Origin of the sequence: Geothrix alkalitolerans (assembly GCF_022808885.1) — a bacterium.
GTDB lineage: Bacteria > Acidobacteriota > Holophagae > Holophagales > Holophagaceae > Geothrix > Geothrix alkalitolerans.
The window spans coordinates 862,142-879,660 of the sequence record NZ_JAKZLE010000001.1 but is presented as its reverse complement, the minus strand read 5'-3'; the positions used below and the strand labels follow the sequence as shown (position 1 = coordinate 879,660).

At 70.3% G+C, this 17,519-nt stretch carries 18 protein-coding genes; 5 read left to right on the top strand and 13 right to left on the bottom strand.

The annotated features are described in order from the left end of the window. Window positions 1-10 precede the first annotated feature (10 nt). The 3 genes from rsmH to MLJ35_RS03875 form a co-directional block, all read right to left on the bottom strand. Window positions 11-967 carry a 16S rRNA (cytosine(1402)-N(4))-methyltransferase RsmH gene (gene rsmH / locus MLJ35_RS03885; RefSeq protein ID WP_243383103.1) on the bottom strand — a complete coding sequence of 319 codons (957 nt, stop codon included), beginning with the start codon at window positions 965-967 and terminating at the stop codon, window positions 11-13. Between the two features lie 2 nt (window positions 968-969). Then, on the bottom strand, window positions 970-1,461 hold the full coding sequence (locus MLJ35_RS03880; RefSeq protein WP_243320812.1) for a division/cell wall cluster transcriptional repressor MraZ: 492 nt from the start codon (window positions 1,459-1,461) through the stop codon (window positions 970-972). A gap of 200 nt (window positions 1,462-1,661) precedes the next feature. Beyond that, the gene (locus tag MLJ35_RS03875) at window positions 1,662-2,021 is read right to left on the bottom strand and encodes a histidine triad nucleotide-binding protein (RefSeq protein ID WP_243383102.1); all 360 of its coding nucleotides are present in this window, start codon (window positions 2,019-2,021) and stop codon (window positions 1,662-1,664) included. Between the two features lie 11 nt (window positions 2,022-2,032). On the opposite strand from MLJ35_RS03875, the gene MLJ35_RS03870 reads away from it, so the two are divergent. Genes MLJ35_RS03870 through MLJ35_RS03855 form a run of 4 tightly spaced genes read left to right on the top strand, consistent with a single transcriptional unit; the run spans window position 2,033 to window position 5,384 of the window. Then, window positions 2,033-2,488 (top strand): tRNA (cytidine(34)-2'-O)-methyltransferase, encoded by a 456-nt coding sequence (locus tag MLJ35_RS03870; RefSeq protein ID WP_243383100.1) that lies wholly within the window; start codon window positions 2,033-2,035, stop codon window positions 2,486-2,488. 15 nt (window positions 2,489-2,503) lie between these two features. Beyond that, on the top strand, window positions 2,504-2,902 hold the full coding sequence (locus MLJ35_RS03865; protein WP_243316299.1) for a cobalamin B12-binding domain-containing protein: 399 nt from the start codon (window positions 2,504-2,506) through the stop codon (window positions 2,900-2,902). Then, the gene (locus MLJ35_RS03860; RefSeq protein WP_243383099.1) at window positions 2,902-4,362 is read left to right on the top strand and encodes a DNA repair protein RadA; all 1,461 of its coding nucleotides are present in this window, start codon (window positions 2,902-2,904) and stop codon (window positions 4,360-4,362) included. The genes MLJ35_RS03865 and MLJ35_RS03860 overlap by 1 nt, the downstream gene beginning before the upstream one ends. Before the next feature lie 32 nt (window positions 4,363-4,394). Next, window positions 4,395-5,384, top strand: coding sequence for a hypothetical protein (locus MLJ35_RS03855; protein ID WP_243383097.1), 990 nt, complete (start codon window positions 4,395-4,397; stop codon window positions 5,382-5,384). Between the two features lie 43 nt (window positions 5,385-5,427). Here MLJ35_RS03855 and MLJ35_RS03850 read toward each other — a convergent pair whose 3' ends face one another. Continuing rightward, window positions 5,428-6,141: a hypothetical protein gene (locus MLJ35_RS03850; protein WP_243383096.1), complete on the bottom strand. Its 714-nt coding sequence runs from the start codon at window positions 6,139-6,141 to the stop codon at window positions 5,428-5,430. 195 nt (window positions 6,142-6,336) lie between these two features. Between MLJ35_RS03850 and MLJ35_RS03845 the strand changes: the two genes are divergently transcribed. After that, window positions 6,337-7,161 (top strand): class I SAM-dependent methyltransferase, encoded by an 825-nt coding sequence (locus tag MLJ35_RS03845; protein WP_243383095.1) that lies wholly within the window; start codon window positions 6,337-6,339, stop codon window positions 7,159-7,161. Here the strand turns inward: MLJ35_RS03845 and MLJ35_RS15825 are convergent. The 9 genes from MLJ35_RS15825 to MLJ35_RS03805 all read right to left on the bottom strand — a co-directional run bounded on the left by MLJ35_RS15825 (window position 7,158) and on the right by MLJ35_RS03805 (window position 17,499). Beyond that, window positions 7,158-8,885 (bottom strand): NAD(P)H-dependent flavin oxidoreductase, encoded by a 1,728-nt coding sequence (locus tag MLJ35_RS15825; RefSeq protein WP_275976302.1) that lies wholly within the window; start codon window positions 8,883-8,885, stop codon window positions 7,158-7,160. The genes MLJ35_RS03845 and MLJ35_RS15825 overlap by 4 nt on opposite strands. A gap of 183 nt (window positions 8,886-9,068) precedes the next feature. Further along, window positions 9,069-10,091, bottom strand: a complete 1,023-nt coding sequence (ilvC, locus tag MLJ35_RS03830; RefSeq protein ID WP_243320772.1) for a ketol-acid reductoisomerase — start codon at window positions 10,089-10,091, stop codon at window positions 9,069-9,071. Window positions 10,092-10,133: 42 nt separating this feature from the next. Continuing rightward, window positions 10,134-10,676, bottom strand: coding sequence for an acetolactate synthase small subunit (gene ilvN, locus MLJ35_RS03825; RefSeq protein WP_243320771.1), 543 nt, complete (start codon window positions 10,674-10,676; stop codon window positions 10,134-10,136). A 10-nt stretch (window positions 10,677-10,686) separates the two neighbouring features. Next, window positions 10,687-12,429: a biosynthetic-type acetolactate synthase large subunit gene (gene ilvB, locus MLJ35_RS03820; protein WP_243383094.1), complete on the bottom strand. Its 1,743-nt coding sequence runs from the start codon at window positions 12,427-12,429 to the stop codon at window positions 10,687-10,689. A 10-nt stretch (window positions 12,430-12,439) separates the two neighbouring features. Continuing rightward, on the bottom strand, window positions 12,440-14,128 hold the full coding sequence (gene ilvD / locus MLJ35_RS03815) for a dihydroxy-acid dehydratase (protein WP_243383093.1): 1,689 nt from the start codon (window positions 14,126-14,128) through the stop codon (window positions 12,440-12,442). A gap of 106 nt (window positions 14,129-14,234) precedes the next feature. Further along, window positions 14,235-14,360 carry a hypothetical protein gene (locus tag MLJ35_RS15820; RefSeq protein WP_275976301.1) on the bottom strand — a complete coding sequence of 42 codons (126 nt, stop codon included), beginning with the start codon at window positions 14,358-14,360 and terminating at the stop codon, window positions 14,235-14,237. Window positions 14,361-14,666: 306 nt separating this feature from the next. Continuing rightward, a complete protein-coding gene (gene leuB / locus MLJ35_RS03810) occupies window positions 14,667-15,803 on the bottom strand; it encodes a 3-isopropylmalate dehydrogenase (protein ID WP_243383092.1) in 1,137 nt (378 codons plus the stop codon). 2 nt (window positions 15,804-15,805) lie between these two features. Beyond that, window positions 15,806-15,937, bottom strand: a complete 132-nt coding sequence (locus tag MLJ35_RS15815) for a hypothetical protein (RefSeq protein WP_275976300.1) — start codon at window positions 15,935-15,937, stop codon at window positions 15,806-15,808. After that, window positions 15,937-17,499 (bottom strand): 2-isopropylmalate synthase, encoded by a 1,563-nt coding sequence (locus tag MLJ35_RS03805; RefSeq protein WP_243383090.1) that lies wholly within the window; start codon window positions 17,497-17,499, stop codon window positions 15,937-15,939. Before MLJ35_RS03805 ends, MLJ35_RS15815 begins: the two co-directional genes overlap by 1 nt. Between the last annotated feature and the right edge of the window lie 20 nt (window positions 17,500-17,519).

The following is a 17,519-nucleotide window of genomic DNA, read 5'->3' as shown; positions in this document are numbered from 1 at the left end:
TTGACCTCGATCAGGGGAGGCGCTCGGCCACGCGGAGGCGGGCGGAGCGGGAGGGGGGATTCGCGGCGGCCTCGGCCTCGCTGGGCGCGAGACCACCGGGATGGATGAGCTTGAGTGTCTTGGGGAGGACGGCCGGGGCCGTGCGGCCGGGGCCGTCGTAGATGCCCGCGAGGCGTCGCAGCGTCTGCTTGACGATGCGGTCCTCCAGGCTGTGGAAGCTGATGACGGCCAGGCGCCCACCGGGGCGCAGGTGTCCGGCGGCGGCTTCCAGGGCGGCGGCCAGCCGGTCCAGCTCCCCGTTCACGGCGATGCGGATGGCCTGGAAGGTGCGGGTGGCGGGGTCGCTATGGCCTTTGCGCTTGGCCGGCTCGCGGGGAATGACCGTGTAGACGGCTTCGGCCAGGTCCTTGGTGGTGGCCAGCCGGCCTTCGCGGTGCGCCCGGAGGATGGCGCGGGCGATGGGCCGGCTGGCGCGCTCTTCGCCGTACTGGTAGATCGCGTCGGCCAGGCTTTCGTCGGTCTGTTCCGCGATCCACTCCACGGCAGTGGGACCGGAGGTGGTGTCCATGCGCATGTCGAGGGGGCCTTCGTCCCGGAAGCTGAAGCCGCGCTCCGGGCTCCGGAGCTGCAGGGTGGAGACGCCCAGGTCCGCGAGGATGGCGTCGAAGCCGCCGGGGGCGGATTCCGCCTTCCAGGCCAGGAAACGGGCATCGTCCCAGAGGTCCTCGTAGGCGCAGGCCAGGATCTCGAGGCGGGCATCGTCGCCCAGGCGGCGCCGAGCCTGGTAGCGGGCTTCGGGGTCGCGGTCCACGCCCAGGTAGCGGGCTTCCTTGTCGCAGCGGGCCAGCAGGGCTTCCGCGTGACCGCCCAGGCCCAGGGTGAGGTCCAGGATCCGGGCCGCCGGCGGCAGCACCAGGTTGTCCAGCACCTCCTGGAGCAGCACGGGGACATGAACGGGGATCGTCATCATCAGATCCCCAGGTCCGCGAGCTGGGCCAGGTCCTCGGCACCCAGGGGTTCGGCCGCCAGGCGGCGCTCGAAGCCGGCCTTGTTCCACAGGGCCAGGTGGTCCATCTGTCCCAGCACGGCCACCTCGCCGGTGAGCTGGGCGGCCTCCCGCAGGATGGGCGGAATGACGAAGCGGCCCTGGGCGTCCGGCTCCACCTCGCTGCCGAAGTAGGCCGTGGTCTCCAGGAACTTGCGCTTGGCGGGACTGGTGGACGGCAGGGCTGCCAGCCGGGCCTCGATGGCCTCCCAGACCGGCAGGGGGTAGAGGCGGGCGGAGCGACCGTCCAGGGAGGTCAGGTAGTGCCGCAGGGCGCCGGGACCTTCACGCAGAGCTTCGGCCCCCTCGCCCTGGGCGAAGGATTCGAGCTCGGCCTTGAAGGATGAGGGGAGCTTCAGTCGTCCCTTCTCGTCCACCGTGGCCGGTGAATTACCGCGGAGTCGCAGCACCGGCATCGCCTTTCAACTGCGGCCTCAGGAGATACCAGGGGGAAGGAAGAGACCACTTTGATCCACTTCAGACCACTTTTCTCCACTGAGAACCACTTCAAAGTCTAGAAAGGCGCCGAGATGCCACAAGCGGAAATAAAAGCGAAAAAGACACGCAAAGGCGTGTCTTTTTCGCTAAATATGAATAGAAGGTAACCGGGTTCAGTTCAAAGGCAGAGCTTCCCGCCCAGGGGCTTGCCGCCGAGGAGGTGGAAGTGGAGATGGAACACGGTCTGCCCCGAATCGGGCCCCGAGTTGGTGAGGAGGCGCCAACCGCTGGCGGCGACCCCGAATTCCTGGGCCAGGCGCGCGGCCACCTGGGGGATGCGCCCCACGGCCTCGGCGATCTCCGGTGTCATGTCCGCCGGGCCCTCGCAGTGCGCCTTCGCGATGATCAGAAGGTGCACCGGCGCCTGGGGCGAGATGTCTTTGAAGGCGAGCAAGCTGTCATCTTCATACACTAGGGTCGCGGGAATCTCCTTCCGCGCGATCTTGCAGAACAGACATTCGTTCCTAGCGCTGCTCATCAGGACCCCCCATGTTCCACATCATCTTGCACCAGCCCGAGATTCCGCAGAACACCGGAAGCATCGGGCGCCTCTGCGTGAACAACGGGGCGAAGCTCCACCTGATCCATCCCCTGGGCTTCGACACCAGCGACTACTACCTGCGTCGGGCGGGACTGGACTACTGGGAGAAGCTGGAGCCCACCCACTACGAGAGCTGGGAGGACTTCCTGGCCCGCAACCCCGCTCAGCGACTGTGGTTCTTCAGCACCAAGGGCGCCAAGCGCCACACCCAGATCCCCTGGGCCTTTGGGGATGGGCTGGTCTTCGGGAAGGAGACCGTGGGGCTGCCCGACGCCATCCTGGACGCCCACAAGGACCGGCTGGTGCGCATCCCCATGATCGGAGACCACCACCGCAGCCTGAACCTGGCCCAGGCCGCGGCCATTGGCCTTTACGAGGCGCTGAGGCAGACTGAAAACTGGTAACCCGACGGAGTCCCCATGAGCCAGGCCCCCATCCGCGTCGTCATCGCCAAGCCCGGCCTGGACGGGCACGACCGCGGCGCCAAGGTCGTGGCCCGCGCCCTGCGGGACGCCGGCATGGAGGTGATCTACACCGGCCTGCGGCAGACGCCCCAGCAGATCGCGGCCGCCGTGGTGCAGGAAGATGCGCGCGTGCTGGGCCTGAGCATCCTCAGCGGCGCCCACAACCAGATCTTCCCCGAGGTCATGCGGCTGCTGAAGGAGCAGGGCGCGGACGACGTGCTGGTCTTCGCCGGCGGCATCATCCCCGACGAGGACATCCCCGGCCTCAAGGCCCTCGGCATCCGCGAGATCTTCCAGCCCGGCACGAACACCGACGACGTGGTGGCCTTCATCCGGAAGGAAGTCCGCGACTGATGGCCAAGACCAGCCCGCTCTTCGAGTGCACGGCTTGCGGCGCCCGCCATCCCAAGGCCCTGGGCAAGTGCACGGCCTGCGGGGCCTGGGACACGGTTCAGGAGGTGCGCGGCAGCCTGAAGCGCGACCTCCAGCGCGCCGGATCGGCCTACTCGCAGAGTCACTACACGGGGCCCGTGGCGCTCCCGGACGTGGAGGTCACGGATACCCAGCGCAGCCCCACGGGCCTCGTTGAGCTGGACCGGGTGCTGGGCGGCGGCGTGGTGCCGGGCATGGTGGTCCTCCTCGGCGGTGAGCCGGGCATCGGCAAATCCACCCTGCTGCTCCAGTGGGCTGCGCAGGCAGGAGGATCAGGCGTGGAATCCGGGCTCGGCCCTGAGGACACGCGGGGAGCGCGAGGGGGACGCAGAGAGAGCGAAGCGAACGGGCGGTCCCCCTCGTCTAGTACCGTCCTCTACGCCAGCGGCGAGGAGAGCGAGCGCCAGATCAAGCTGCGGGCCCAGCGGCTGGGAGCCGAGAACCCCGGCATCCACCTCCTGGCGGAAACGGACGTGCGCCGCATCATCGAAGAGGCCGAGCGCATGAAGCCGGGCCTCCTGCTGGTGGACAGCATCCAGACCCTCTTCGATCCCGACTTCGAATCGAGCGCCGGAAGCGTGAGCCAGGTGCGCGGCTGCGCCGCCATGCTCACCCGCTGGGCCAAGACCACGGGCACGCCCCTGGTGCTGGTGGGCCATGTCACCAAGGATGGCGGCCTGGCCGGCCCGAAAGTCCTGGAGCACCTGGTGGACACGGTGCTGGCCTTCGAAGGTGACCGCCACCACCACCACCGTCTGTTGCGCGCCCTGAAGAACCGCTTCGGCGCCGCCTTCGAGCTGGGCGTCTTCGCCATGACCGAAAAGGGCCTGGTGCCCGCCGAAGGGAATCCCTTCTTCCTGGACGCCCAGCCCCGCCCAGGTTGCGCCGCCACGGTGGTGCTCAGCGGCACGCGTCCCATGGTGGTGGAGATCCAGGCCCTGGTGGCCGCCGCGGGCCTGGGCATCCCCCGCCGCACGGCCCTGGGCATCGATGGACAGCGGCTGTCCATGCTCTGCGCCGTGGCCGAGCGCCGGGGCGGCGTGCAGCTCCACGACCGGGACGTGTACGTGAACGTGGCCGGCGGGCTGGAGATCGAGGATCCGGCGGCCGACCTAGCCGTCATCGCCGCCCTGTGCAGCAGCGCGACGGGCCGCCTGCTGGCCGAAAAGGGCCTGTTCATGGGCGAAGTCGGGCTCACCGGAGAGGTCCGCCCCGTGGCCCAACTCCCCCTGCGCCTCCAGGAGGGCGCGCGCCTGGGCTTCGCCTGCGCGGCCGTGCCCCGCCTGGGCCTGGAGGGGAAGAGTCCGCTCGACCTGTTCCCCGAGACCAGCGTCGAGCGCCTCCGGGGCAAAGCCTGGCTGAAGGGCGTGGTGGAAGAGTAGGCTGTGCCCCCCTTCCAGCCTATGCTCTTCCGATGACCTGGAGACCCGTCCCGCGGGCGGAAGTGGATGCCCGCTCGCTGCCCCTCGATTCCAAGCAGGGCTATCTGCTGTCGCGCCTGGATGGGACGCTGGACATCCCGACCCTGGCCGCCCTCACGGGGCTGGAGCAGGATCAGCTGACGGGCATGCTCGGGGAGCTCGTCGCCCTGGGAGCGGTGCTGCCAGAGGCGCCAGCACCCGCGCCGCGGCCCGTGGCCCCTCCCCCGGTTCCGGTGGTTCCGGTGCTGGAATCCGCCCCAGACGAGGAGGCGGAGGAAGTGGAATCTCCTGCCTCGGCCGCCCGGACGGCGACCCACCGCCAGCTCTTCGAGCACCAGCTGCACCCGAAGCCGGTGGACGAGCGTGTGGCCCTGGCCCGGGCCGCCGTGGAACCCGAGCTGAGCGCCTGGTGCTTCGACCCCACTGCCGAGGTGATCCGTTCGGTGCTGGAGAATCCCCAAGTGGGCCCTGTCCACGCTCGCCTCATCGCGGCCCACCATCGCACCGCGGCGGGCCTGGAAGCCCTGGGCGGACGGGCGGGTTTCACAAACGACACCGGCGTGCGCCGGGCCCTCCTCCAGAATCCGCTGCTTCCGGCCGGCCTCTACCGCCGGCTCTGGTCCGCCCGGCGTCTGGCGGAGCAGTATCTGGTGGCCACCTCCCGCGACGCGCCGGAACAGGTGCGCGCCATGGCCCGGGATCTGCTTCGCGCCAGCTTCACCCAGCGCACGGGCGAGGAGAAGGCCGAGCTCATCCTCACCACCGAGGGCCGCTGTCTGGCGAGCCTGGTGGGCCTCACCCTGGACGGCCACGCCACCGCCCTGCTCTGCCGCCGCACCTACGTCTCCACCCTGCTCATCCAGAACCTGGGCCGCTGGAGCGCCACCCCGCCCCAGCTCATTGCCCACCTCCGGCGCCAGGACGCCGTGAAGCGCAACGCGCCCCTCCGCCAGCTGCTGGAGCGGCATCCCAATGCGGGCTAGCTGCTGCGGGCCGGCCGCTGCGAACTGACGACCGCGAGCTGAGCTACCTCGTCACCCAGGTGGCGAAGCTCATCCAGAGCCCGGTTCCGGCCAGGGCCAGGCGCAGCCAGTGCGACAGGATGACGAAGAGCCCGCCCCACAGGAAGGCGGGATGCAGGCGGCCCGTGCGGCGGCGGTCGTAGATCGTGCAACCGATCACCGCCAGGTCCGTCAGGCCGAAATAGGCCAGAGGTCCGGCCTTGGCAATGGCGTCGAGGGGGATCCTCGCGATGGCCGCCGCGAGGATGCCCACGCAGGAGAGCAGCATGAGCCGCTTGTGGTAGTCCCCCCGGGCCCGCAACCAGAGGCCGGTGCCCACCAGCGTTCCGAACACCACCATGTCCCCGAGGGGCACCACCAGGAAGATCAGCGGCGGCGGCCCCGGAGAACGCCCCAGACGCGCGGCGTTGATGGCTGTCATCGTGCCGATGACCAGCACCGCCATGGCGAGGAAGGCGCCGAGCATCCCAAGCTGCCGGTGCAGGTCCAGCCGGCGGACCGCCACCAGCCGCGTCTGCACCACGAACAGGCCGAACCAGAGGCTCATGACCAGCCCGTGGAGATGCAGCATGGGAGACAGCGTGGGCGTGCCGAAGACCGCCTTGAGGTAGTACGTCTTCGCGAAGCCGAGGACCACGATGGCCGCCACCGCCCAGGCCGCGAAGGTGTAGAGGCGGTGTGGAGGTGCGAGTGCGATGGGGCGCGAATCACGGGCCATGTCCATTCTCCGGGATGGGATCCCATGGGTGAGGCACTTCGGGAGTGGTCCATCCAAGCTAAGCTCATGAGACACAAAATCAATTGCAAATTAACGACATTATTTAGTTTCATGAAATGAATCATGCAGGCCCTCCCCCTGAGGCGGTCCCACTCCCTCCGCTAGACTGGCGTCATGACAGGCATGGAGGCAGGGATGGCCGGATCCGGCGAGCGCGACTATGTCCTCGGGACGCACCGGGAGGAGATCGAGCGGCTGGGTCTGCAGCACCGGGTCTGGCGTCCCCAGGTGCTCGAGTGCTGGCGGCGGGCGGGGATCACCACCGGCTCCCGCGTGCTCGATGTGGGCGCCGGTCCCGGCTACGCCACGTTGGACCTGGCGGAGATCGTGGGGCCGACAGGCGAGGTCCATGCGGCCGAGCGCTCGGGAAACTTCCTCCAGCATGCCCGCGGGGCCTGCCTGGCGCGCGGCCTCGCGAACGTCCGCTTCCACGAGCAGGACCTCATGGCGGGCCCCCTGGAAGTGGCGGACATGGACGCGACCTGGTGCCGCTGGGTGGCTTCCTTCGTGTCCGATCCCGCGAAGCTGGTGGCCACCGTGGCCCGGGCCCTGAAGCCCGGCGGCGTGGCCATCTTCCACGAATACCTGGACTATCGCACCTGGCGCCTGGCGCCCCCCTGCCCGCCCCTGGAGTCCTTCGTCTCGGAAGTCATGGCCAGCTGGCGGGCCTCCGGCGGCGAGCCGGACATCGCGCTCTCCCTCCCCACCCTGCTCGAGGCCGCCGGCCTTACCGTGACGCGCCTCGAGCCGAAGATCTTCGTGATCCCGCCCACGGACTTCATCTGGAAGTGGCCCTCCGCCTTCGTGGAGACCAACCTCCTGCGCCTCCTGGAGCTGGGCCGGGTGGATGAGGCCTGGGTCCGCTCCGTGCGCGAGGCCCTCCGCGCCGCCGAAGCCGATCCGAAGACCCTGATGATCACGCCCATGGTGCTGGAGATCGTGGCGGAAAAACGCTCCTAGGCGTAGACCCGCTGCAGCCCCGGATCCTGGGTCAGCTCCTCGATGAGGTCGCGGACGCTGATCAGCTCGCGGAGCTTGGCGCCGTTGCTGCCGGTGAAGAAGAGGCCATTCTCCTGATCGCCCTTCATGGCGTCCGCCAGGCGGTCGGCGATGCAGTAGCCCACGGCCGCGGCGCCCTTGCCGTGGCCGCAGGGCGACAGGCAGTTGCTCACGCAGCGGACCTGAGGGGCGGTGCCCTCTTCGATGCGGCGCTGGAGGCTGGTGCGCACCCCCCGCGCAGGCAGGCCCACGGGGGACTTCATGAGGCCGATGTCCTCGGCTTTCGCCCGCAGGATGACCTCCTTGAAGATGGGCGAGGCGTCGCACTCGAAGGTGCCGATGAAGCGGGTGCCCATCTGAACGCCGGAGGCGCCCAGGGCCAGGAACTTCTGGATGTCCGCGTGGTCCCAGACGCCGCCGGCCACCAGGATCGGGAAGTCGCCCCACTTGTCCCGCTCCTCGATGACCTCGGGCAGGATGTTCTCCAGCGTGTGGGCCGGATCGGCGCAGCCCTCGTGGCTGAAGCCCTGATGGCCACCGCTCTCGGGGCCCTCCAGCACCACCGCGTCCGGCAGGCGGCTGAACTTCCGCTGCCACTGCTTGCAGATGACCTGAAGCGCGCGGCCCGAAGACACGATGGGCACCAGGGCCACGTCCGCGTCACCCACCATGCCAGGCAGACCCAGGGGCAGGCCCGCGCCGGACACGATCATCTGAGCGCCGCCGGCCAGGGAGGCCTTCACGGCGGCCTCGTAGCCCTCGATGGCGCAGAGGATGTTCACGCCCACGGCACCCCGCCCCTCGGCGCGCTCGCGCGCGGCCCGGACGATCCACTCCAGGGCCTTGGGGGGATTCAGCGAATCGGTGCCGTCGGGCCGCCCCAGGCGCATCTTGGGGCTGGCGGAACCGTGGTAGCCCGTGCCGATGGCGGAGACCAAGCCCACACAGCCCTCGCGGGCCACGGCCCCGGCGAGGCCCTCCCAGGAGATGCCCACACCCATGCCGCCCTGCTGGATGGGGTAGGCCAGGTCGAGGTTGCGGATGCGCAGGCGGGGCAGCGTGCAGGCGCCCTTGCGCACCAGGGACTGGGCCATGGAATCGAGGCCCGCCATGAGCCGGGTCCGGAAGGCCGCCAGGGGCGAGGCATCCAGGAGGGAGGGCGTGCGGGGCTGGAGGCCCACGGCGCCGTCGGCCATGGCCTGCCGGGCTTCGGCCTCGGTGTCGGCGGTGGCCACCACGGGGAGGCCCAGGTGCCGAAGGGCTGCCACCAGGCCCGCCCGGGCCAGGAGGCCCGAGGCGCCGCCAGCCTTGGCCTGGGCCGCCTCCTCGGCGTTCTGGACCGCCACGATGCGAGGCAGGTTGGCGTGGCGCAGCATGGTGAGGGAGGGCGGCAGCTCCGCCGTGTGCAGCAGGAAGGCCACCCCGGCCTCGCGGGCGGCGGCCATGACCGAATCCGCGCTGTCCCGGAGGCCGCGCAGGTCCAACCCGATCCGGGCGCCCTCGCGCATGGAGGCCTTCAGTTCCTGCAGGCGTTCCCGCAGCTTGGCGGCATCCGGAAAGGCTTCGGTGCGCGGCAGGGCCCAGCCCCCCGCACGGAGGAAGGCGGCCTGGAAATCCAGGGACCCGGGCGCCTGCCAGCCCTGGAGAGTCGGCAGGGACGCGGTGTTGAAGAACGACTCGGACATGCTTGGCTCCGTGGGAGCGGAAATGGCTTTTCTCCCAATGTCATTCTGAGGCCTTTCCCCCTGTGACGGGGTTCAACCTTCTACCTGGGGTCAAAATCGGCTGCCTGGAATGGCTGCGAGATCCGGCGGCAGAAGCCGCCGGATCTCGCAGTAGGGAATGGCACAGCTTTAAAAGCTGTTTTGTCAGCCCTTGGCGGCCGGGGCCGGGGCCGGAACCTCGACGGGATCCAGGAAGGGCATCATGCGGCGCAGCTCGCGACCTACCTGCTCCAGCGGATGGTCGTAGTCGGCGGCCCGCTGGGCCTCGAACCACTTCCTTCCGGTGCGGTTCTCCTCCAGCCAGGCCTCAGCGTAGCGGCCATCCTGGATCTCCTTCAGGATCTCCTTCATCTCCGCCTTGGTCTGGGCGGTCACGATGCGGGGGCCCCCGGTGTAGTCGCCGTATTCGGCGGTGTCGCTGATGCTGTAGCGCATGTAGCTGAGGCCGCCCCGCTGCATCAGGTCCACGATGAGCTTCAGCTCGTGCAGGCACTCGAAGTAGGCGATCTCGGGCTGGTAGCCCGCTTCCACCAGGGTCTCGAAGCCGGCCTTCACCAGGGCGCTGGTGCCGCCGCAGAGCACCGCCTTCTCGCCGAAGAGGTCCGTCTCGGTCTCCTCGGTGAAGGTGGTCTCCAGCACGCCCGCCCGGGTCAGGCCGATGGCCGCGGCGTAGGAGAGCGCCACCGCCAGGGCCTGCCCGCTGGCGTCCTGGTGGACGGCCACGAGGCCCGGCGTGCCGCCCCCTTCCACGAAGACCTCGCGGACGCGGTGGCCCGGGCTCTTCGGGGCCGCCAGGCTCACGTCCACGCCCGCGGGCACCTCGATGCAGCCGTAGCGGATGTTGAAGCCGTGGGCGAACATCAGCGTCTTGCCCGGGGTGAGGTGGGGCGCGATGGATTCCTGGTAGAGCGCCGCCTGGCCCGTATCCGGCGTGAGCACCATGACCACGTCCGCCCAGGCCGCGGCCTCGGCGGGGGTGGTGACGGTGAGGCCCTGGGCTTCTGCCTTGGCGCGGGAGGCGGAACCGGCGGGGAGGCCCACGCGGACGTGGACCCCGCTGTCCTTGAGGTTGAGCGCGTGGGCGTGGCCTTGGGAGCCGTAGCCCAGGATGGCGACCTTGCGGGCGCGGATGAGGCCGAGGTCGGCGTCGTAGTGGATCTTGGCCATGGGAGGCTCCTTGGGTGGATGGGCGGTGGGTGGAAGGAAGGGTCAGACGGACATGGCCTGGTTGCTGGGCGCGGGGGTGGGGGCGCGACGGGGGACTTCCGGCGAGGCCCGCGGGCCGCGGGCCATGGCGACGGCCCCGGTTCGGCCCAGCTCGAGGATCCCGAAGGGCCGCAGGGCGTCCACCAGGGCGTCGATCTTGTCGGGGCCGCCGGTGCATTCGATGGCGAGGCTGTCGCCGGCAATGTCCACCACGTTGGCCCGGAAGACCTGGGCGAGCTGGAGGACCTCAGATCGCACTTCCAAACCTGCCGCCACCCGGATGAGGGCCAGGTCCCGAACCACCTTGGGCCGGTCCCCCAGCTGCTGGACCTCGAGGACGCTCACCTGCTTCTTGAGGTGCTCCACCGCCAATCGCACGGTGGCTTCTTCGGCGTCCACGACGACGGTCATGCGGGACTGGCGGGGTCGCTCCGTGGGGCCCACGGTGAGCGAGTGGATGTTAAACCCGCGGCGGCGGAACAGCGAGGCCACCCGCGTCAGCACGCCCGGTTCATCATCGGTGTAGACCACGAGCACATGGGGCATGGGATTCCTTTCAGACGGGGTCGGACCCGGTTTCGGCGATGGCACTGGCGCCGACCTGGGAACTGGGACGGCGGATCATCTCGTGCAGGGCAGCGCCGGCGGGGACCATGGGATAGACGCTGTCCTCCTGCTCCACCCGGAACTCGATGAGAGCCGTGCCCTCGACGGCCCGGGCCTCGGCCACGGCACCGGCGAGGTCCACCCGCGTGTCCACGCGCTGGCCATGGATGCCGAAGGCCCCGGCCAGCTTCACGAAGTCCGGCGACAGGATGGGCGTCGCGGCGTAGCGGCCCTCGTAGAACAGGGCCTGCCACTGGCGGACCATGCCGAGGAAGCCGTTGTTGATGATGGCGATGTTCACCTTCACGCCCTCCTGCACGGCGGTCATCAGCTCGGCGAAGGTCATCTGGAAGCCGCCGTCCCCGGCCACCACCCAGACCTCGGCCTCGGGCCGGGCCAGCTTGGCGCCGATGGCGGCCGGGAGGGCGAAGCCCATGGTCCCGGCGCCCCCGCTGGTGATGAGGCTGCGCTCCGCGTCGTGGTGGTAGTACTGCGCCTCCCACATCTGGTGCTGGCCCACGTCCGTCACCACCACGGCGTTCCCGCCCGTGAGGCGCCAGAGGTCGTGCATCACGTGGGCCGCGTAGAGGTGGCCGTCATCGGGCAGGTTCTTGATGTCGCGCACGGCGGAATCGCCGCGCCAGCCGCGGATCTGCTTCAGCCACTTGGAGCGGTCCGCCACGGGGATGTCCGGCAGCAGGGCCCGCAGGACCGTGAGCAGGTCCCCGGCGATGGCCACGTCCACGGTCACGTTCTTCCCCAGCTCGCTGGCGTCGATGTCGATGTGGATCTTCTTCGCATGGGGGGCGTACTCCTTGAGCTTGCCGGTCACGCGATCGTCGAAGCGCATGCCAAAGGCCAGCAGCAGGTCCGCCTCCTGGATGGCCTTGTTCACCCAGGCCTCGCCGTGCATGCCCATCATGCCGAGACTGAGGGGATGGGTGGCGGGCACGGCGCCCAGGCCCAGGAGGGTCAGGGCGAAGGGGATGTCGGCCCGCTCGGCCAGGGTGAGCACCTCGGCCCTGGCGCCGGACATCTGGATGCCATGGCCCGCCAGGATGATGGGCCGCTTGGCGTGGCGAATCAGCTCCAGGGCCCGGGCCAGGGCCTCGGAATCCAGCGGGGGAGGCAGGTGGCGCAGGTGCCGGATGGGCTCCGCGGTCTCCCAGTCAAGGTCCGCCCGGCCCTGCTGGGCGTCCTTCGTGATGTCCACCAGCACGGGGCCGGGGCGGCCGCTCTTCGCCACGGCGAAGGCCTCCCGAAGGGCGGGCACGATGTCCTCCGCCCTGGTCACCAGGTAGTTGTGCTTGGTGACGGGCAGCGTGATGCCCGTGATGTCCACCTCCTGGAAGGCATCCGTCCCCAGCACACCGGAGCCCACCTGCCCCGTGATGGCCACCAGGGGCGTGGAGTCCATCATGGCCGTGGCCAAACCCGTCACCAGGTTGGTGGCGCCGGGACCGGAGGTCGCCACCACCACGCCCACGCGGCCCGAGGCCCGGGCATAGCCGTCCGCCATGTGCACGGCGCTCTGTTCGTGGCGCACCAGCACGTGCCGGATGGAGAAGTCCACCATGGCGTCGTAGGCGGGCAGGATGGCCCCGCCCGGATAGCCGAAGACGGTGGTGACGCCCTCCCGCGTCAGGCATTCCCAGATGAGCTGGGCCCCGGTGTGCGTTCCCGCTTTGCTCACGGTCCCTCCTTCACTGGGCCAGGGTGATGGCGCCCTCGGCCGCGCTGGCGACCGTGGCGGCGTACTTGGCGAAAACGCCCGTCCGGTAGCGCGGCGCCGGGGCCTTCCACTCGGCCCGGCGCCGGGCCAGCTCGTCTTCGGGCACCTTCAGGTCCAGCCGCCGGGTGGGAATGTCAAAGACCACCGTGTCCCCCTCGCGCACCAGGGCGATGGGGCCGCCCACGGCCGCTTCCGGGGCCACATGGCCCGCCATGAGACCCCGGGTGGCCCCTGAGAACCGGCCGTCGGTGAGGAGTGCCACGGACTCGCCGAGGCCCGCGCCCACCAGGGCCGCCGTGACGCCCAGCATCTCGCGCATGCCGGGGCCGCCCTTCGGGCCCTCGTAGCGGATCACCACCACGTCGCCGGGATCGATGCGGCCCGCCTGCACGGCGGCGAAGGCGTCCTCCTCGTGCTCGAAGACCCGCGCCGGGCCCGTGTGGTGCAGGCGCTCGTGGCCCGCCACCTTGATGACGCAGCCCTCCGGCGCCAGGCTGCCCCTCAGGATCACGAGGCCGCCGGTGGACTTCAGGGGCCGGTCAAAGGGGCGCACCACCTCCTGCCCGGGCGTTTCCGCCGCGCCGGCCAGCTCCTCGCCCAGCGTGCGGCCGGTCACAGTCAGGGCCGCGCCGTGGATGAGGCCGCCCTCCAGCAGGCGGCTGGCCACCAGGCGGATGCCGCCCGCGGCGTGGAGGTCCGGGGCCATGAACCGCCCGCCGGGCTTCATGTCCGCCAGCAGCGGGGTGCGCGTGCTGACGCAGTCGAAGTCCTCCAGCGTGAAGGGCACGCCCGCCTCCCGGGCCAGGGCCAGGTAGTGCAGCACGGCGTTGGTGGAGCCGCCCGTGGCCGCCACGGCCGCCACGGCGTTCTCGAAAGCCTCGCGGGTGAGGATGGCGCTGGGGCGCAGGTCGCGCTTCAGCAGCTCCATCACCAGGCGCCCGCAGGTCTCGGCGGCCTCGCCCTTGCGGGGATCCTCCGCGGGGATGCCGTTGAGGCCCATGGGGCTCAGGCCGATGAGCTCCAGGCTGGCGGACATGGTGTTGGCGGTGAACTGGCCGCCACAGGCACCGGCGCCGGGACAGGCCGCATCCTCCACCTCCTTGAGGCCCGCGTCGTCCAGCTTGCCGGCGCTGTGGGCGCCCACCGCCTCGAAGACGTCCTGCACCGTGAGGTCCTTGCCGCCGCAGTGCCCCGAGGCCGTGGAGCCGCCATAGAGGATCAAGCCCGGGATGTCGAGGCGGGCCAGGGCCATGGCCACGCCGGGGTTGGTCTTGTCGCAGCCCGAGAGGCAGACCAGGCCGTCGAAGGCGTTGCCCCGGGCCACCAGCTCGATGGAGTCGGCGATGACCTCGCGGCTCACCAGGGAGGCCTTCATGCCCTCGGTGCCCATGGTGATGCCGTCGCTGATGGAGACCGTGCAGAATTCCATGGGCGTGCCGCCCGCGGCGCGGACGCCGGCCTTCACGCGCTCCGCCAGCGCCTGCAAGTGGTAGTTGCAGGGGCCGATCTCGGTCCAGGTGTTCGCGATGCCGATGATGGGCTTCGCCAGGTCCTCGTCCGTGAAGCCGATGGCCTTGAGCATGGCCCGGGCCGGGGCGCGGTCGGGGCCCTGGGTGATGACCCGGCTGCGGCGGTTGAGCGGTTGTCCTGTGTCTGACATGGTCTTCCTCTGTGGAAGGCCACCGACCTCGGGGTGCAGGACCAGATGTGAAAAGGGCCCGCATCGTTCGAGGTGCGGGGCCGGTTTCGGTTGGTTCCGAGAACGTCTAGGAGGCCCCCACCTCGCCGCTAATCATCAGCACGGCGGGAATGGCCACCAGGTCGGCCACGGGGCGCGCCACTGCGGACGAGATCGCCGCAGCTGCCGAGTGGTCGAGGTGGGAAAGGCTCATGGGCGACGAGTCTTGGGGATGGCGCGGGAAAAGTCAACCGTGAAGTCAGGCCATATCGGGGAGTCATGGGGGTCCTCAGGTGAATCGAAATCGAAGAGGTCGGGTCGAAGGAGCCGGGCCGATGTGGAAAGGCCCCGCCTGGGTGCGGGGCCGGGATCTGGATGCTGCCGTCCCGCCCCTAGCCCGTGAGCCGCAGCACCAGCCCAGGCAGCCCGCCAATCACGCCGATGGTCCCTACCACGAAGGTGGGGGTCGCGTCGGCGGAGGCGGAGACGGGGAGCATGGGTCGGGTTCCGGGTCGAGGGTTCAAAGATGGTGGCGGGCGCCCTCGGGCGAGCCGCACCAGGCGTAGGCGGAGTCAGCCAGCCGGGCACCCTTGGCGCCGGGCGGGCGGATGGCGTCGCGGATCTTGGCGCCCAGGGCCTGGGTGCCGTGGTGGTGCTTGAGGCCCCCCAGGTCCGAGGTGCCGTGGCCGCCCTTGAGGACGCGGTCCACCGCGGATTCCAGGGCGCGGGCCTCCACCTCGAGCCGGAGACTGTGGCGGAGCAGCATGGCCGCCGAGAGGATGGTGCCGATGGGGTTGGCCGCGTCCTTCCCGGCGATGTCCGGCGCAGAGCCGTGGATGGGCTCGTAGAGTCCTACGGGACCACCCAGGCTCGCCGAGGGCAGCAGGCCCAGCGAGCCCGCGAGCACCGCGGCCTCGTCGCTGAGGATGTCCCCGAAGAGGTTCTCCGTCAGTACCACGTCGAAGTCGCGGGGCCGGGTGATGAGGGCCATGGCGAAGCTGTCCACGTAGGCGTGGCTCACCTTGACCGTGGGATAGGCGGGCGCCAGCTCATCCACCACCTGCCTCCAGAGGCGGGAGGTCTCCAGCACGTTGGCCTTGTCCACGGAGACCAGCAGCCGCCGCCTGGAGGCGGCCAGCTCGAAGGCCACCCGGGCGACCTGCTCGACCTCGGTTCGGGTGTAGGGCAGCGTGTTCACGGCCCGCTCCTCCGAGAAGGACCGGGGCTCTCCGAAATAGAGGCCGCCGCCCAGCTCGCGGACGATCATCAGGTCCGTGCCGTGCACCACCTCCGGGCGGAGCGGCGAGGCATCCTCCAGGGCCGGGTGGACCTTGACGGGGCGCAGGTTGGCGTAGAGGCCCAGGGCGCGTCGCAGGCGCAGCAGGCCCGACTCGGGCCGCTGCTCGCGCGGGTGGCGGTCCCAGGCGGGCCCGCCCACGGCGCCCAGCAGGACGGCGTCACTGGCCTGGCACGCGGCGAGGGTGTCCGCCGGCAGCGGATCGCCCGTGGCATCCACGGCCGCCCCGCCGACGAGGGCCTCCTCCAGGTGGAACTGGTGGCCGAAGGCCTTGGCCACGGCGGCGAGGCAGGCGGCCGCCTCGCGGACCACTTCAGGGCCCACGCCGTCGCCGGGAAGAAGGGTGATGCGGGCTTCCACGTTCAGACTCCCCAGAGGTACTGGTCAGGGTCCGCCCCGTCCTCCGGGGGCGGGGCGGGCAGCGCGGCGGCCTGGACGGCAATGTCCGTCCTGGCGTCGGTGGATTCAAGGCCTTGCGGCAGGGTTTCCTTCATCACATCACCCCCTGGCGGCGGACGGGACCGGCGGCGGGCGTCTCGGCGGAGCGGCGTGCGAACAGCACCTTGTTGGAGGCGTTCAGGTAGGCCCGGGCGCTGGCCTCGACAATGTCCGTGCTGGCGCCCTTCCCCCCTTGGACGACGCCGCCGAACTCGACCTGGACGAACACCTCCCCCACCGCGTCCGCGCCGCCCGTGATGGAATGCATCCGGAAATCCACGAGCTTCCCCTTCAGGCCCGTGAGCTTGTCCACCGCCGCGAAGACCGCGTTGACCGGGCCGTCGCCCATGGCGGTCTCCGTGGCCTCCCCCGCCTCGCCGGCCAGGGTGACCAGGGCCGTGGCGAACATGGCGGTGCCCGCCGTGGCCTGCACCGCGCGGAGCTTGAAGGCCTCGGGAATGTGCGCGAGCCCGTCGCGGACGATGGTCAGGAGGTCCTCGTCGAAGATCTCCTTCTTCTGGTCGCTGAGCTTGGTGAAGAGCTTGTAGGCCTTCTCCAGGGCCGCCTTGTCCAGGGGATAGCCCAGCTCCTCGAAGCGCTTGCCCAGGGCGTGGCGGCCCGAGTGCTTGCCCAGCACCAGGCTGGTGCGGTTCGCCCCGACGGATTCGGGGGTCATGATCTCGTAGGTGGAGCGGTGGCTCAGCATGCCGTGCTGGTGGATGCCGCTCTCATGGGCGAAGGCGTTCTTCCCCACGATGGCCTTGTGTGGCTGTACCTGGACGCCGGTGATGTTGGCGAGGGTCTGGCTGGCGCGGGTGATCACCTCCCGGTGGATGCCCGTCTCGTAAGGCAGCGCGTCCCGGCGCACGGACAGCGCCATGACCACTTCCTCGAGGGCGGCGTTGCCGGCCCGCTCGCCGATGCCGTTCACCGTGCACTCCACCTGGCGGGCCCCCGCGGCCACGGCCGCCAGGGAGTTCGCCACGGCCAGGCCCAGGTCGTTGTGGCAGTGGACGCTGATGGTGACGCCTTCGATGCCCGGAACCTTGTCCCGCAGGTACCGGATGAGGCGGCCGTACTCGTCCGGCACGGTGTAGCCCACGGTGTCGGGCACGTTGAGGACGGTCGCCCCCTCCTCGATGGCCGCGGTGAACACCGCCACCAGGAAGTCCCAGTCGCTGCGGGTGGCGTCCTCGGCCGAGAACTCCACGTCCGGCGTGAAGCCCTTGGCCGTCCGCACGCCCTCGCGGATCATGGCCAGGGCCTCTTCGCGGGTCTTCTGGAGCTTGTACTCCAGGTGGATGTCCGACGTGGCCAGGAAGGTGTGGATGCGTGGCCGGGCGGCGCCGGAGACCGCCTGCCAGGCCCGCTCGATGTCCTTGGGGAGGGCGCGGCAGAGGGCGACGACGACGGGCTTCCGGCACTCGCGGGCCACGGCCTGCACCGCGGCAAAGTCATCCTCGGAAGCCACGGGGAAGCCGGCCTCGATGACATCCACGCCCAGGGCCTCCAGCTGGCGGGCCATCAGCAGCTTCTCGTCCAGGTTCATGCTGCAGCCCGGTGACTGCTCTCCGTCGCGGAGGGTGGTGTCGAAGATGGCGATCCGCTCACTGCCCATAAAGGACTCCTGGACCGGCC